The sequence below is a fragment of the Chitinophaga sp. CF418 genome, from assembly GCF_900142925.1.
Classification (GTDB): Bacteria; Bacteroidota; Bacteroidia; order Chitinophagales; family Chitinophagaceae; genus Chitinophaga.
Map to the genome: position 1 here is coordinate 73,962 of NZ_FRCN01000001.1, position 16,128 is coordinate 90,089.

General features: G+C 46.4%; 16 protein-coding genes. 8 read left to right on the forward strand and 8 right to left on the reverse strand.

Annotation, left to right across the window (positions count from 1 at the left end; genetic code table 11):
- Positions 1-159 precede the first annotated feature (159 nt).
- Both F3I09_RS00325 and F3I09_RS00330 read left to right on the forward strand, forming a co-directional pair.
- Positions 160-1,020 (forward strand): sugar phosphate isomerase/epimerase, encoded by an 861-nt coding sequence (locus F3I09_RS00325; RefSeq protein ID WP_188133629.1) that lies wholly within the window; start codon positions 160-162, stop codon positions 1,018-1,020.
- Positions 1,021-1,041: 21 nt separating this feature from the next.
- Positions 1,042-2,397 carry a Gfo/Idh/MocA family protein gene (locus tag F3I09_RS00330; protein WP_149693052.1) on the forward strand — a complete coding sequence of 452 codons (1,356 nt, stop codon included), beginning with the start codon at positions 1,042-1,044 and terminating at the stop codon, positions 2,395-2,397.
- A gap of 72 nt (positions 2,398-2,469) precedes the next feature.
- On the opposite strand, the gene F3I09_RS00335 is transcribed toward F3I09_RS00330, so the two are convergent.
- Entirely contained in the window at positions 2,470-3,567 is a 1,098-nt protein-coding gene (locus F3I09_RS00335) for an Mrp/NBP35 family ATP-binding protein (protein ID WP_106602116.1), read from the reverse strand.
- Positions 3,568-3,735: 168 nt separating this feature from the next.
- Here F3I09_RS00335 and F3I09_RS00340 point away from each other — a divergent pair, with 168 nt between their 5' ends.
- On the forward strand, positions 3,736-4,401 hold the full coding sequence (locus F3I09_RS00340) for a carboxypeptidase-like regulatory domain-containing protein (RefSeq protein ID WP_223233089.1): 666 nt from the start codon (positions 3,736-3,738) through the stop codon (positions 4,399-4,401).
- A gap of 36 nt (positions 4,402-4,437) precedes the next feature.
- Positions 4,438-5,340 (forward strand): 3-hydroxyacyl-CoA dehydrogenase family protein, encoded by a 903-nt coding sequence (locus tag F3I09_RS00345; protein WP_149693054.1) that lies wholly within the window; start codon positions 4,438-4,440, stop codon positions 5,338-5,340.
- A gap of 119 nt (positions 5,341-5,459) precedes the next feature.
- Here the strand turns inward: F3I09_RS00345 and F3I09_RS00350 are convergent, their stop codons facing one another.
- The 3 genes from F3I09_RS00350 to ribD are packed head-to-tail and all read right to left on the reverse strand — an operon-like array spanning position 5,460 to position 8,651.
- Complete coding sequence (locus F3I09_RS00350) at positions 5,460-6,056, reverse strand: YigZ family protein (protein ID WP_149693055.1); 597 nt, start codon at positions 6,054-6,056, stop codon at positions 5,460-5,462.
- A 4-nt stretch (positions 6,057-6,060) separates the two neighbouring features.
- Positions 6,061-7,593, reverse strand: a complete 1,533-nt coding sequence (locus F3I09_RS00355) for a hypothetical protein (protein WP_149693056.1) — start codon at positions 7,591-7,593, stop codon at positions 6,061-6,063.
- Positions 7,593-8,651, reverse strand: coding sequence for a bifunctional diaminohydroxyphosphoribosylaminopyrimidine deaminase/5-amino-6-(5-phosphoribosylamino)uracil reductase RibD (gene ribD, locus F3I09_RS00360; protein WP_149693057.1), 1,059 nt, complete (start codon positions 8,649-8,651; stop codon positions 7,593-7,595). Before ribD ends, F3I09_RS00355 begins: the two co-directional genes overlap by 1 nt.
- A gap of 86 nt (positions 8,652-8,737) precedes the next feature.
- Here ribD and prmC point away from each other — a divergent pair, with 86 nt between their 5' ends.
- A complete protein-coding gene (gene prmC, locus F3I09_RS00365) occupies positions 8,738-9,595 on the forward strand; it encodes a peptide chain release factor N(5)-glutamine methyltransferase (protein WP_149693058.1) in 858 nt (285 codons plus the stop codon).
- A 68-nt stretch (positions 9,596-9,663) separates the two neighbouring features.
- On the opposite strand, the gene F3I09_RS00370 is transcribed toward prmC, so the two are convergent.
- The 3 genes from F3I09_RS00370 to pepT all read right to left on the reverse strand — a co-directional run bounded on the left by F3I09_RS00370 (position 9,664) and on the right by pepT (position 12,183).
- Entirely contained in the window at positions 9,664-10,074 is a 411-nt protein-coding gene (locus F3I09_RS00370; protein WP_149693059.1) for a biopolymer transporter ExbD, read from the reverse strand.
- A gap of 27 nt (positions 10,075-10,101) precedes the next feature.
- Positions 10,102-10,818 carry a MotA/TolQ/ExbB proton channel family protein gene (locus F3I09_RS00375; RefSeq protein WP_149693060.1) on the reverse strand — a complete coding sequence of 239 codons (717 nt, stop codon included), beginning with the start codon at positions 10,816-10,818 and terminating at the stop codon, positions 10,102-10,104.
- 120 nt (positions 10,819-10,938) lie between these two features.
- The gene (pepT, locus tag F3I09_RS00380; RefSeq protein WP_149693061.1) at positions 10,939-12,183 is read right to left on the reverse strand and encodes a peptidase T; all 1,245 of its coding nucleotides are present in this window, start codon (positions 12,181-12,183) and stop codon (positions 10,939-10,941) included.
- A gap of 233 nt (positions 12,184-12,416) precedes the next feature.
- Here pepT and metE point away from each other — a divergent pair, with 233 nt between their 5' ends.
- From metE to F3I09_RS00395, 3 genes are all read left to right on the forward strand, one after another.
- Positions 12,417-14,723 carry a 5-methyltetrahydropteroyltriglutamate--homocysteine S-methyltransferase gene (gene metE / locus F3I09_RS00385; protein WP_149693062.1) on the forward strand — a complete coding sequence of 769 codons (2,307 nt, stop codon included), beginning with the start codon at positions 12,417-12,419 and terminating at the stop codon, positions 14,721-14,723.
- A 155-nt stretch (positions 14,724-14,878) separates the two neighbouring features.
- On the forward strand, positions 14,879-15,160 hold the full coding sequence (locus F3I09_RS00390; protein ID WP_149693063.1) for a cysteine-rich CWC family protein: 282 nt from the start codon (positions 14,879-14,881) through the stop codon (positions 15,158-15,160).
- Positions 15,139-15,534: an acyl-CoA thioesterase gene (locus F3I09_RS00395; RefSeq protein WP_149693064.1), complete on the forward strand. Its 396-nt coding sequence runs from the start codon at positions 15,139-15,141 to the stop codon at positions 15,532-15,534. Before F3I09_RS00390 ends, F3I09_RS00395 begins: the two co-directional genes overlap by 22 nt.
- Before the next feature lie 86 nt (positions 15,535-15,620).
- Here F3I09_RS00395 and F3I09_RS00400 read toward each other — a convergent pair whose 3' ends face one another.
- Positions 15,621-16,049, reverse strand: a complete 429-nt coding sequence (locus F3I09_RS00400) for a peptidylprolyl isomerase (protein ID WP_149693065.1) — start codon at positions 16,047-16,049, stop codon at positions 15,621-15,623.
- Between the last annotated feature and the right edge of the window lie 79 nt (positions 16,050-16,128).

Genomic DNA, 16,128 nt, shown 5'->3' on the forward strand with positions numbered 1-16,128 from the left:
AGCAAAATCTGGAATACTGTTTCCGGTCTGATATATAAATATAACAAAAGAATCTGAAAAGTACCTGAAGGTTTACCAAGATACCGTTCAGCCCCGTCCATTTGGATTTTTAAAATAATGTTCCTAACTTTTGACCACCGCGTTTATGAAAAAAATAATATGAAAAACTGTTCCGGATTGATATTTTTAGCCCTCTTCCTTTGTGTTTTGCAATCGAATGCACAAGTGAAGGTCCCCCAGGTCGGCGTTGCTACTTCCCGCATGAATGATAGTCTGTTACATGCTGCCGGTTATGACTACATTGAAGAAAATGTACAGAAACTGTTGTCCCCCGCCATACCGGAGGATACTTTCCGTCTCCATCTGGAGCAATTGCGGAAAATGAAGTGCAAAGTACAGGCATGCAATGTCTTTTTTCCCGGGGAGATCCGGCTCACAGGCAATAACGTCAACGAGCAGCAGGTACTCACTTATGTGGACGGCGTAATGACCAGGGCCAAACAGGCCGGCATTCATGTGATAGTATTAGGCAGTGGCGGTTCCCGTAAACTACCGGATAATTATAATAAAGACACTGCCACATTGCAGTTCATCGGCCTATGCCGCAAAATGGCGGTAGTAGCCGGGAAATATGACTGTGTGATTGCCATTGAAAACCTGAACAGCACAGAGACGAATTTTGTGAATACGCTGGCAGAGGCAGATGCTATTGTCACAGCCGTACACCATCCCAACTTCAAACTGACAGCAGATATTTATCATATGCTGAAGGAGCACGAATCGCCCGATGTGATCAGAAAGGCTGCGAAGAACCTGGTACATTGCCACATTGCGGAAAGAGAGAAAAGAACGGCTCCCGGTTCCACCGGCAATGATATAACGCCTTATATCGCTGCGCTGGCAAGTATTCATTATACAGGCAGGATTTCCCTGGAATGTCGTTGGGAGAATATGTCCCAGCAAGGGAAACCAACACTGGATTATATGCATGACCAGATAAAAACGGCCTATAAACTGTAAACAACTTAAATCTATATAGAAATGAAATCACGTCGTGAATTCCTGAAAGAATCCCTGCTCACCGGCGCAGGTGTTACACTCAGTGCAATGGGACTGCCTGCCAGCAGTTATGCCCGCATTATGGGTGCCAATGACAGGGTCAACGTAGGACTCGTAGGATTTTCTGATCGTGCGAGACAGGCCTTACTTCCCTGTTTTTTCAATAATAACAAGGAGCTGAACTTTGATATTATTGCCGTATCAGATATCTGGAATCGCAGACGTGAGGAAGGAAAAGCATTTCTGCAGGGTAAAGCCGGACATGATATAAAAGCCTGCGTCAATAATGATGAATTATACAAAATGAAGGACCTGGACGCAGTGATCATCGCTACTGCCGATTTCCAGCACGCCTTTCATACTATTGAGGCTGTAGGCAACAGAATGGATGTGTACTGCGAAAAACCATTCGCAGAAACAATGGACGATGCCCGTAAAGCACTGAAAGCAGTGAAAGCTTCAGGAAAAATATTCCAGGTAGGTACGCAACGTCGCAGTGGCGACAGCTACCATGCTGCCAACAATTTCATTAAGGAAGGCAAATTTGGTCCTATCACTATGGTAGAAATGACCTGGAACGTGAATCAGCCCGGACGCTGGCGCAGACCTGCACTGGTAAATGAGATCCGTGAGTCAGATACCGACTGGCAACGTTTCCTGGCTGGCCGTCCGAAAGACAAATGGGATCCGCGCAAATACCTGGAATACCGCCTGTTCTGGCCTTATTCCTCCGGTATTTTCGGTCAGTGGATGACCCACCAGATCGACACCGTACACTGGTTCAGCGGCCTGAAACATCCACGTACTGCGGTGGCCAACGGCGGTATCTACATGTGGAAAGATGGCCGTACCAACGCAGATACTATCACAGCGGTATTTGAATACGGTCCTGAAAATGATCCTACCACCGGTTTCCAGGTAGCCTACAGTTCCAGGTTCTCCAATTCTGCCGGCGGTATCAAGGAAATGTATTATTCCAATGGCGGCACCATCGATATTGACAAAAACAAGATTGCACCTACCGGAGGCCTTACGGAAAGAGAAGCCCAGGAGATGGGGCTTCATGCCAATCTGCTGCCCGATATGACACTGGCATCCAATGAAACCAAGGCAGCGACCAGCGCCAATACAGGTGGCGATCCGCTGACCAATGCCCACGTGCGCAACTGGATGCAGAGCGTACGTGACCGCAAGCCGGCCAATGCGCCTATAGAAGCGGCTTATTCTCACTCCATCGCCCTTATTATGGCGAATGCGGCCTATCGTACCGGTCAGAAAGCTACTTTCGACGAGGCTACCCAGGAAGTAATGGTAGGCGGCAAACCGTTCGTATTATAATTGTCTCTCTTGCTATAATGAAAAAAGCCCTGCGCTGTAGCGCGGGGCTTTTTCTTTTGAATATTTTACTGCTTATACAAAGACCTCTACGATCTTTGTAGGCGGTACATTGGCATTTCTCATTGCAATGTTGCGGGCCACCATGCTGGCGAAGCCCATAAATGCCAGCTGAGTGGCATTATCTCCGCCTACCATAGCCGGAATACCGTCATCGCCACCCTCACGGATGCTCTGCACCAGCGGGATCTGACCCAGGAATGGTATTTCCAGCTGTTCCGCGAGGCGTTTACCACCTTCCTTGCCGAATATGTAGTATTTGTTGTTCGGCAGCTCCGCCGGCGTGAAATAAGACATATTTTCTACCAGCCCCAGGATCGGTACATTGATCTGTGAACCACCAAACATGGCAATACCTTTCTTGGCATCTGCCAGTGCTACATCCTGCGGTGTGGTCACCATTACCACGCCTGTTACCGGTACTGTCTGCACCAGGGTCAGGTGAATATCGCCCGTACCCGGAGGAGTGTCAATAACCAGGTAATCCAGTTCTCCCCAGTTCACGTCTGTGAGGAACTGCTTCAGGGCGCTACTGGCCATAGGGCCACGCCATACAACTGCCTGCTTTTCATCTATCAGCGACCCGATGGACATCAGTTTGATACCGTGTTTCTCCAAAGGGACAATCATGCCTTTACCTTCCACTGTTTCCATCATCGGACGTTCACCGCGTACACCAAACATAATGGGTACGGATGGGCCGTAAATATCTGCATCCATCAGTCCTACCTTGGCGCCGCCTTCAGACAGGGCCAGGGCCAGGTTAGCTGCTACAGTGGATTTACCCACACCTCCTTTACCGGAAGCTACAACGATGATATTTTTCACGTTTGGTAATACACTTCTGCCATCTTTCCTGTTGGAATTTACGTTGGCTGTCATGTTCACCTGAACTTCCGCATCCTTACTAACAAGGTGATGTATTGCATTCACACAGGCATTCCTGATCAGATCTTTCAGCGGGCAGGCGGGGGTAGTCAGGACAACCGTAAATTTCACCTTATTACCATCAATCTCAATATCTTTTACCATATTCAGCGTTACCAGGTCCTTCCCCAGATCAGGCTCTTCCACATTGCTCAAAGCCTTCAATATCTGCTCCGTTGTGATCATAAATAGTTGTTAATTTTAATTCCAGAATGCAAAGTTAACCCAATTGCGACTTAATTTGTCAGCGCTGTCATAGTTTTTGTCGATCTCTCTTCCATTCATCATCTATAATGACTGGAACACAATCCTATGGCCACTGTTTTAAAACAAATAATTTATCTTAGAGGCGGCATGAACAAAAAGAGTACCTACATACTGCTATTTTTCCTGTTTTTTCCTTTCCTGCTGAAAGCCCAACTCTCGCAGTTCAAAGACAGCATTATCCAGATTTCCGGTATTACCATGACGGCAGACAGTTTAAGGGCTGTGCCGGCGGTAAGTATCCTTGTGAAGGGGCAGCGCCGTGGTACTATTTCCAATAGCCAGGGTGTGTTCTCCATTGTTGCCTTTAAAGGGGATACCCTTACTTTCAGTGCTGTGGGTTTCAAGCGTAAAGATTTTAAGATCCCCATGAATCTGCCGGGAAATAATTACTCCATGATACAACTGCTGGTAGACGACACCACCTATCTGCCGGTTACTATCATTAAACCTTACCCGACCAGGGAGGAATTTGAGAAAGCATTCGTCAGTTCGGACATCCCGGACGATGAATACGAACTGGCTCGCAAGAATACGGAAGAGGCCCGTATGCGCGCACTTTCACGTTACATACCTCCGGATGCCCGCGAAGCAACCAACATGTACATGAACAAACAAGCGCAGTCATTGTACTATGCTGGTCAGCAGGCTCCACAAAATATTCTTAATCCTCTTGCCTGGGCCCAGTTCATTCAGGCCTGGAAGCGAGGTGACTTTAAGAGTAAGAATAACAATAACTACAGTTATGGTTATTAACCTGGCTTAGCTCCATCTCTTAAAAATCAATACACCATGCAACAAATTGCTGTCATCGGCGCCGGTACCATGGGAAATGGTATTGCGCATGTATTTGCACAGAACGGTTTTAAAGTCAACCTCATTGATGTTTCTGCCCCGGCACTGGAACGTGCCCTGCAAACAATCGAGAAGAACCTTGACAGGCAACTGGCCAAAGCTTCTATAACAGAAGACGTTAAGCACCAGACCTTACAGCACATTACCACCTTCACCGACTTGCCTGCTGGTGTAAAAACCGCGGAACTGGTGGTGGAGGCAGCCACTGAAAACATAGATCTGAAATTGAAGATCTTCAGGGAACTGGATACTCACACGTCTCCAGACGCCATACTGGCCACCAACACCTCCTCTATTTCCATTACCCGGATTGCTGCGGTTACCCAGAGAGCCAATAAGGTGATCGGTATGCATTTTATGAATCCTGTACCGGTGATGAAGCTGGTAGAGATCATCAATGGTTATGCCACTGAGCAGGCTGTTACTGCTGCCATTGTAACGCTGTCAGAACAACTAGGTAAGGTGCCCTGTGTGGTGAATGATTATCCCGGCTTTATTGCCAACCGCATCCTGATGCCGATGATCAATGAAGCCATTTATTCGCTGTATGAAGGTGTGGCTGGTGTAAACGAAATTGATACTGTCATGAAACTTGGAATGGCGCACCCTATGGGGCCATTACAGCTGGCAGATTTCATAGGCCTGGATGTATGCCTTTCTATTTTACGCGTATTACATGATGGTTTCGGCAATCCTAAATACGCACCTTGTCCCTTACTGGTGAATATGGTCACCGCAGGGTACCTGGGTGTAAAGAGCGGCGAAGGTTTCTATAAGTACGAGAAGGGAAGTAAAGACCTGGTAGTCAGCGAAAGGTTTGCGAGAGAAGTTAATATTTAAGCATCAGGGGTCAGGAATCCGGACAATAACCTTCACATGCGTTTGGTATTACAGTTTATGCTGTATTATCAATTGCATGAAGCAGCGCTACACGGTACGTTTCAATTCCTGACTCCTGATTATATCTTTTTTATCTCCAGCCCCCGGATATCATTCAGCTTCAACAGCGTTAACTCCTGTACTGCTTTGGGAATACCGATTTCCATCTCACAAAACAGCTGCAACTCCTGCATATATATCGTACAATTCTGCTGTTTCAGAACAGTCATGATGTCGTTCATAATGGTGTAGTCAAAGCTCAGTTGATATTTCGTCTCTACATTTTTCTGTACCACAGGAATAAGCTGTAACACCATAGCTGTGGACATTTTATAGGCATTAATAAGCCCCGGCGCCCCCAGCAAGGTGCCTCCAAAATAACGTACCACCACCACCAGTACATCTGTCAGCTGTTTACTGTCTATCTGCCCGAGAATAGGTTTGCCAGCGGTACCCGATGGCTCACCATCATCATTCGCTCTGAACTGCAATCCGTCTGTGCCCAGGCGGTAAGCAAAACAATGATGGGTGGCTTTGGGATGTTCCTTCTTCACTTCCTGCAGACAATCTTTCACCTGATCTGCTGTTTTTACAGGCCAGGCATATGCAAGGAACTTGCTGCCCCTGTCTTTGAATTCTGCGGTTGCTGTTTTCTCTATCGTAAAATAAACTTCCATGCTGTTATTGTTTGCCGGTGGTATCAGCCTCCGGCTCATAAATGATCAGTAGCATATTGTTCTGCTGCAGATCTGTTTTTATTGTCACATATTTCCTCAATGCTCCTGCCACTATCCTCATGACGGCGGTATTCGGAGGAATACTGCCAAGATTATCAGCCAGCATAATCAGCCTGTTTTCGCCTTGTTGCAGGGTTACTTTCAGCTGCTGCCGTTGCCGCTTTACCGGGAAGCCGGTCACTACTTCCAGCCCATTCATTCGTATCGAGATACTATCACCATCTTCTGCAGCATCATCCCACAATTCAAACGTCACGTCGGCCTGTTGTACATTGATCTTCTCCAGCAGGCTTGTATGCCGCTCTGCAATACGTTTGTCATCAACAGGCCTGAGTAAGGAAGTCCTGATGCTATCCTTCACAGGATGACCGGCATTACGCCCCTGAATATGTTTAATATCAGTTTTATCAGCTGCCACCACCTGCTGGCCGGTGGTATTTCCTGTCCCGGATACTGTCACATCTATCCTTCCCGTACCATCTTTTACATCGCTGCCAGTCAGCGGTATGTTATTCCCTTCTCCGGTTGTATTCGCAGCTACCGTTTTCACAGTATCCTTAACGGGTTTGCGTGGCAAACGGTTCAGTTGCGCCACCAGGAAAGTAGCGTACATGTTCGATCTGTCCGTGAAATCAAACATGTATGCTCCCGTAGTCGTCTTTACTTTAAAAGCACCGGTATTGGGTGGCAGACGGCCATAATTATCTGCAAACAGTGTTACAATATTAATACCGCTATCCAGCGGTAATTGCAAAGTCCTTCCTGTTTCACTGATAAATGACTTGTCCAGCAGTTGTTTACCATTCAGCAACAGCGTGACTGTATCTTTATCAATAGCATCCTCATCTCTGATTGACAATGGTACGATAGAATCATAAACATCCACTTTATCATAAATACCGAAGTAGATGGAATCCGCTTCGGGATGTAATATCCGGCGTGTATCCCGGTGTTGCCAGGGGATATTGTTCTGTTTTTTCAGCACAATGTCTTTACGGGAGAGCAGTTCCCGCAGCAGGTCTTTCATGTATGCATACATTTCATCGTCTGCATATAATCCCTGCATGTATAACTCATGGGAGTTGATCCACATTCGTTGCAGGCTCAGCTCCGGCGCCCCTTTCGCCTGGTAGTTTAAAGTACCGTTCAGATAAAGCATCCAGGCGCCCAGGTGAAAAGGGCTCTCCTCCACCGGATATTTTGCCCGGCCAATACCCAACTGGTTATCATTCTTTTTGGCCAATAATACTTCGTAAGTACCTGAGAAGGGAGAATAGATCACTTTCAGTTGCGCCGGATAGAGCATATCCCTTTCCGGTTTACCTATCTGTAACTGCAGTTTGATACCGTTTGTAGTAGGCCATGGCTTGTATTCCATCGTCCAGGTGCCTACCCATTTGTCAGTCTGGCCATAACTGGTCAGAATACAGCAACAGAATACTATCAGTATGCATACAGGACGCCTCAGAAAGTTCATTATACCGTTCCCTCCTTTCTGTTGCGGTAATACAATATCCTGTCACCATCCAGCAATGTCTCTTCCGTTAGTAAGCTGTGTGACAATACCGGCGACTTCACACCGTCCGGCAATGAATGACTCCCAATGATGACACGGGCTTCATCCCAAAGACCTGCTTCGATAAATTTATTCAGCACATAAGGCCCGCCTTCCACCAGTATGCTCAATATGCGTCTTCCATGCAAAAGCTGCATTAACTGCGGAAGAAGTGGCTGTCCAAAGTCGGCAGTGACCGTTTCAGTACCCCCTTGCTCAGCAGCTGCTTCAGCTGTGATGAATAGTGTGGGTGCAGCATCGTTCCACAAATGGTAATGACGGGGAGTTTTCAGCGTACGGTCTATTACAATTCTGACAGGGTCTTTACCTGTCCAATAGCGGTTATTCAGACGGGGATTGTCGGCTACAGCGGTATTAGTACCCACCAGTATTCCCATTTCCTCACTCCGCCAGCGATGTACCAACCTGTCAGTCAGCGGATTTGAAATGCGTACCGGGGATCCATCAGCAGCAGCCATATAACCTGCTGCACTTTGTGCCCATTTCAGTATAATATAAGGGCGTTGCTGCTCATGAAAAGTAAAAAAACGCTCATTCAACTGCCGGCAGGCGGTCTCCAGCACATGTGTCCTCACCCTGATACCGGCTTCTTTTAATATGGCGATACCCCGTCCTGATACCTGGGAAAATGTATCCACGCAACCTATCACCACCTCTCCTATTTTCCGGGCAACGATCAGTTCTGCACAGGGAGGTGTTTTGCCATAGTGGGCACAGGGCTCCAGGCTCACATACATAGTTGAAGCAGGGATCAGCGGTTGGTCTTCCGGCCTGACAGATCTGACACAGTTCACCTCTGCATGCGCATGGCCATACTGCTGGTGATACCCTTCACCAATGATACGGCCCTCATGCACCAATACAGCACCAACCATAGGATTGGGCGCTACATTCCCCGCTCCCAGCTTCGCCAGTTGCAGGCACCGTTGCATATAAAATTCATCAAAAGAGCTGTCCATGATAGCGTCTGATATTATACTTTTGTGTGCAAAAATATCGTTTCAGCAGGGATTTTCCCTGCACAGTACATTTTTATACGCTGCATATGACAATACAGGCCGCCTTCATACAGCTCATCACATCCCTGGCACCTATTCATGACCAGCGGGAAGCCGCCAATATCGCGCATATTGTGATGGAACATGTAACAGGTATGTCAAAGATGGACAGGATCGTTTATAAGGACAAAGAACTGACAGCTCAGCAATCCGCACAATTGCAGCAGGCCCTTACCGCATTACTGGAACACCAGCCGGTGCAATACGTTACCGGTAGCAGCTGGTTCTATGGCATGGAACTGCAGGTAAATGCCAATGTGCTCATTCCCCGGCCGGAAACGGAAGAACTGGTGGAATGGATTGTGCAGGATGTGCGTAACAGTAAGCTACTTAACCGTAAGATACTTGACATAGGTACCGGCAGCGGCGCCATTCCCCTCGCTATTAAGAAAGAATTGCCCACTGCAACTGTCTGGGGCCTTGACGTTAGCACAGGTGCACTGGATACAGCCCGCGGCAATGCGCAGCAGCAGCTGCTGGATGTCCATTTTGAACTGATAGACATTCTTGATGCAACTGCGGCGAAGTCATTACCCATGTTTGATATTATTGTTAGCAATCCTCCGTATATCTGCCAGCGGGAACGTACAGATATGCAGGAACAGGTAGTGGCTTACGAACCATCTATCGCCCTATTTGTTCCGGATGATGATGCTTTGCTGTTTTACCGGCAGATCGGGTTACTGGCCAAAGAGAAACTGAACCCGGGCGGAGTCCTGTACTTTGAGATCAATGAGGCATTTGGAGAAGAGACGGCAGAATTGTTACGCGGACAGGGATATCTCAATGTAGAAGTGAAAAAGGATCTATTTGGAAAGGACAGGATGGTGAAGGCCTTACTATAAAAAGGATCGCGGTTCCACATAACAACTAAGATGTTATAATGAACCGCGATCTATATATTCAAGATATACTATCCTTTACTCTGCGGATTAGCTGTAGCCAACACCACTTTCGCACCTATCTCACGGGCTACCTCCATTACCTTCACCACATCTTCTACAGGCACCGTTTTCTCTGCATTGATCACAATGGTAGGATCTACGGTTTCACGTCCTATAGCAGGTATCAGCATTTGTTTCAGGCTTTCAAAAGGCACCTTGTTAGTACCTACAAAGAACTCCCTTTTATCATTGATGCTGATCACCACTGTCTGTTTGGCTTTGGTATTGCTTTTGGCTTTAGGCAGTGTCAGCTTGATCACGTTAGGATTAGCCAGTGTGGATACGATCAGGAAGAACAGCAGGAGAATGAACAGGATATCATTCAATGCCCCGTTGTGCAACTCTACATGCCGTTTATTTCTTCTATTGCGTAGGTTCATATTTTACAATTACGAATTATCAATAAATTATCTCGTTGGTTCTTGCAAAATATCAATGAACTCAGCTGAAGCTCCTTCCATTTTATTGATAACCTTGTCAATCTGTGCGTTCAGGAAGCTGTAACCGATGTAGGCCACTAACCCGATGATCAGACCTGTAGCGGAAGTGATCATTTTTACATAGATACCACCGGCGATAGTTCCCAAGGTGATATCAGATGTGATAGAGATGTTAAAGAAGGTCTGGATCATACCGGCAATGGTACCGAGAAATCCGAACATAGGCGCGATACCTGCAATAATAGACAGGATCACTAAGTTCTTTTCCATCTTGTAAATTTCCAGTTTGCCTACATTCTCCATAGATTTTTCGATACTCTCAATCGGTTTACCGATACGTTGTACCCCCTTATCGATCATACGTGCGATAGGACTGTTGGTGTTCTTTGACAAAGAACGGGCAGCGGAGATATTGCCGTTGGAGATATGGTCCCTGATCATGGGCATAAAATTATCTTCCAGCTTACCAGCCTTAGAGATAGTAAGATACCTTTCCACGAAAGCAAAAACAGCGATCACGGAAAGTATCCCCAATGGGATCATCAGTACGCCCCCTTTCATCAGCAGGTCGAGTAATTGAATATGCTGGTCAGCAGCTGCAACATTTGCAGCCGCACTGGCAACCGTATCTGCCTTTGGCTGTAATAGAGAATCCTGTAATAATGTAACGAGTCCTAAGAGCATGAAAAAAATTTTAACCTTGCAAAAGTATTAAATTCAGATGCAACAAGGCCGGAAGATACCAATAATATGGTAAACATTTAACGTATGTTCTGGCAAATTATTGCCAATCAACCAACTAAATCAGCTACGTTCCTCCCAAACCTGTGCCAGATGTACAATAGTCTGCACGGCTTTTTGCATGTCCTGGATACTTACGTACTCGTATTTGCTATGCAGGGCCATTTCTCCTGTGAAGATATTAGGGCAGGGTAATCCCATAAAAGAGAGCCTGGAACCATCTGTTCCTCCCCTGATAATCAGTCTTAAAGGTTCTACGCCGGCACGGCGGATGGCTTCTTCTGCATTGGCAGTCACCTGTGGATGCAGGTCCAGCACTTCTTTCATATTCCGGTATTGCTGTGTGATGGTCAGCGTTGCACTGGCCTGCGGATGACGGGCCAGGACCATATTCATAATATTCCGGAGAAAAGCCGCATGCTCGTCCAGCTTTGCAGTAATAAAATCACGGAGAATAAAGTCTATCTCTGCGTGTTCGACAATACCCTGCATCCTTACAGGATGAATGAAACCCTGGCGGTCTTCCGTTGTTTCGGGAGATAAGCCGTCTTTCGGCAGGGCATCTACAATCTCGCTGGCTATTTTGATGGCACTTACAAGTTTATTCTTCGCAGCACCCGGATGCACGCTCACCCCTTGTATAATGATCTTGGCAGCATCAGCGGAAAAACTTTCCTCTTCCAGAGAACCACGTTCTCCTCCATCCATTGTATAGCCAAACTGTGCTCCCAATCTTTTCATGTCGAGTTTTTCAACACCACGGCCTACTTCTTCATCCGGTGTGAAAAGGATACGGATATCGCCATGTTTGATCTCAGGATGTGCCAGCAGAAAGTGCGCAGCATCCATGATCTCGGCAACACCGGCTTTATCGTCTGCGCCTAACAGGGTGGTACCGCTGGCGGTAATAACGTCATCACCTTTTTTCGATTGCAGGTATGGGTGTTCGGCAGCCCTGATCACTGTTCCTTCTTCCGGCAGCGTAATATCACCTCCATCATATTGCTCGTGAATAATAGGCTTCACGTTTTTACCACTACAATCGCTGGAAGTATCCATGTGTGAACAGAAGCAGATCACCGGTACGGATTTGTCAGTGTTGCCGGGAATGGTCGCATAAACATATCCATGCTCGTCCATCACAGCATCTTTGATGCCCATTTCCTGCAATTCCTGTACTAACAGCTTTCCCAGGTCCTTTTGCTTTTCTGTGGAAGGGAAGCTTTTACTCAGCGGATCTGATTGTGTATCGATCTGTACGTAGCGCATAAAGCGCTCTGTTACCGTGTATTTGTAATTGTTGAACATAGTGCAAACGTAAGGAATTTAGAACTCCGGGGAATAAGCATCAGATGATTTCCATGTTCAACAGAAAAAAACACTGTTTACGCCTCACTTTCAATCCAAAACAGGATATTTATCTTTATATCCTAAAGATTAAGAACAAACAACCAAATAAAAATATATTATCCATAATTTGTTCCACAATTATAAGTTTGCATAGAAAAGACACAGGGTTATTATCGTTAAAATCAGTAAGTATGCAAACCAACATTCTTGGCTATCCGCGTATTGGTAGCAACCGGGAATTGAAGAAGGCAAACGAAGCCTATTGGGCGGGAAAGATCTCGTTAGAAAAGTTACAACTCACCGCCAGGCAACTCCGTCGCCAGAACTGGGAGACGCTCCACAATGCAGGCATAGACCTGATCCCTTCCAATGATTTCTCTTATTACGACCAGATACTGGATATGTGTATCATGACAGGTACTATTCCGGCCCGCTTTAAGGCTTTGATGGAAAGTCTTGTAACACCCAGCAGTCCTGAGTTATATTTTGCTATGGCCCGCGGTTATCAAAAGAATGGAATTGATGCTACCGCCATGGAGATGACCAAATGGTTTGATACCAATTATCATTACCTGGTGCCGGAATTCGATAGCTCTCAAAAATACAGACTACTGTACAACAAATGCCTTGAGGAATTCAGAGAAGCCCTTTCCCTTGGTATACATACCAAACCTGTACTGATAGGACCTGTCAGCTTCCTGCTGTTAGGTAAGATCAAGGAAGAAGGACTACAGGAGGCTAAACTGCTGGATCAGTTGTTGCCTGTTTATATAACATTGCTGCAATCACTCCAACAGGCAGGCGCTACCTGGGTACAGCTTGATGAACCTACGCTGGTACTCGATCTCACACCAGCACAGCAGGAGCTGTTCCATCATGCGTATACACAGATCCGGGAAGCCGTTCCTGCATTGAAAATACTCCTGACCACCTACTTTGGCGGACTACAGGACAATGCACCATTAGCAATACAGCTCCCCGTGGATGCTTTACACATAGATCTGGTACGCGCGCCGGAACAACTGGACGCAATGCTGGCTTCCTTTCCAGAGAACCTGCAACTCTCTGTGGGTGTAGTGAATGGCCGTAACATCTGGAAGAACAATTATGAACAATCGCTGCAGCTGATAAATAAAGCCATCGCTGCGCTGGGAGAAGAACGGATATTGTTAGCTACCTCCTGCTCACTGTTGCATACGCCTTATGACCTTGACCTGGAAACCGACGAAACGGTACTTACTCCGCAGATCAAGAACTGGATGGCCTTTGCTAAGCAGAAAGTACATGAAGTGATTGCGCTCAGGGACATCATCGTCGGGGACGAAGCTTTGCTCAAAGCGAACCAGGAGATCATGAAAGAGAAGAGCACCGCTGCCATCATCCATAAACCTGCAGTGAAAGCAAGGCTGGCAGCATTAACAGCGGCTGATGCTGAACGTAATAGCGCATTTCCTATCAGGCAGAAGGCACAGGAAGAGATATTAAAACTGCCGTTATTTCCTACTACTACGATAGGCTCTTTCCCTCAGACAGAAGATATCAGGAAACTGCGTGCCGATTTCAAAAAAGGAGCTATTATCCGGGAAGAATATGAAACCGCTATCCGTACTGCTATACAGGATGCTGTACAACTACAGGAGACGCTGCGCATAGATGTATTGGTACACGGAGAATTTGAGCGTAATGACATGGTTGAATATTTCGGGGAACAACTGGAAGGATTTGTATTTACGAAAAATGGATGGGTGCAGAGCTATGGTTCAAGATGCGTGAAACCTCCTGTGATCTATGGCGATGTGCAACGCAGTGCACCTATGACCGTTGAATGGAGCAGCTATGCACAATCATTGACAGAAAAGCCAATGAAAGGTATGCTGACAGGTCCGGTTACCATTCTGCAATGGTCATTCGTACGTGATGATCAGCCACGTGCCGACACCACTCTCCAGATAGCGCTGGCCATCCGTGATGAAGTGGTGGATCTTGAAAAAGCAGGCATCCGGGTAATACAAGTCGATGAACCAGCTATCAGGGAAGGTTTGCCACTACGTGAGGCTGACTGGCCGTCTTACCTGGACTGGTCGGTAAAAGCATTCCGTGTATCAGTATCCGGCGTGGAAGATGCTACACAGATCCACACGCATATGTGTTATTCAGAGTTCAACGATATTATCAGCAATATTGCCGCCATGGACGCAGATGTGATCACCATAGAGACCTCCCGCTCACAGATGGAATTACTGGAAGTGTTCTCCACCTTCCGATATCCGTATGAGATCGGCCCTGGCGTGTATGATATACATTCGCCACGGGTGCCTACGGTAGCTGAAATGACATCACTGCTGGAAAAAGCAATACAGCTGCTGCCAGCGCGTAGTATCTGGGTAAATCCTGACTGCGGACTGAAAACGCGCAAATGGCCTGAAACAGAACAGGCATTGCGAAACATGGTGGCCGCTGCCCACAACATGCGCATGGCCGTTACAGCAACAGTATAACCATACCCTCAATATACATTTATCCGCCATTCAAAAACCAGGAAGTGTGGCAGAAGCATTTGCTTTTGCTGCACTTTCCGTATTACAACCAGCACACGTCCAGTTGTTTAGGAAACAAATCCTGTTTCGTGCTATCTGATTCGTAACTTTACTTTATGGCTTGTCATGAAACCATCAACTGTCCCCGCTGTAATACAGCTTTTGAGTGCCGTGTTGGTTCTATCCTCCGCTGCCAGTGCCAGCAGGTAAAGCTGACAGAAGAAGAGCGTACATTCATAGCCGGCACTTATACCGGATGCCTTTGCGCTGAATGCCTGAACGACATGAAAATTTCCTACCGACAGACACAATTTAAACAACGCCTGCTGCAACTGCATATCCTGCGCTTAAAAGATAAAAACAGTAAATCAACAATATGGCATACGAAAAACAGATAGCCGATTCCGTTACACGGATCTTCAAAGCGGTATTTCCTAACACAGTGAACCATTATGACACCCTTTTTGGTGGTACAGCTATGCAACTCATGGACGAAGCAGCTTTTATCACTGCCACCCGTTTCAGCCGTATGCGTATGGTGACAGTATCAAGCGACAAAATAGATTTCAAGATGGCCATCCCGCATGGCACTATTATAGAACTGGTAGGAAAGGTAGTACATGTAGGTACTACGAGCTTAAAGGTGGAGGTAGATATTTATGTGGAGCAGATGTATAATACACACCGGGAAAAAGCGATCTCGGGCTCATTTACCTTTGTGGCTATCGATGAACAGAAAAAACCAACCAGGATTGTATTAGCAGAGGAATAGTGCAATATTATGACATGGTTTTAAATGCAAAACGCTGATTGCCCTTTAGGTAATCAGCGTTTTACTTTAAGAATTTCGGTTTCTGTTTATTTGATCTCTACCAGTTCGATGTCAAATATCAAAGCTTCACCGGCCAGTGGATGGTTAGCATCCAAAGTGATGAATTCGCTGCTTATAGCCGCTACTTTTACAGGGAATACCTGTCCCTGCGGATTGCTCATCTGCAGATCCATCCCTACCTGAGGGTTCAGATCAGCCGGAATATTTTCTTTTGGAAATTCCATGATCAGCTCATCATTTTTCGGACCGTATGCTTCTTCTACAGGAATATTCAGTGTTCTTTTCTCACCTACTTTCATGTCCACCACACCATTGTCAAAGCCTTTAATAACCATACCGGCGCCAACCTTGAACTCCAGTGGATCCCTGCCCTCGGAAGAATCAAATGTTGTTCCGTTGGTCAGGCGGCCATGATAATGCACACGCACCGTATCTCCGTTTTTAACTGCTTGCATAAGAATTTAATTATAAGTGTTACAGGATTTAATTGTTGCAAGGTAAGAAAATAGTAAATAGGTATTCAATTTAGCATAA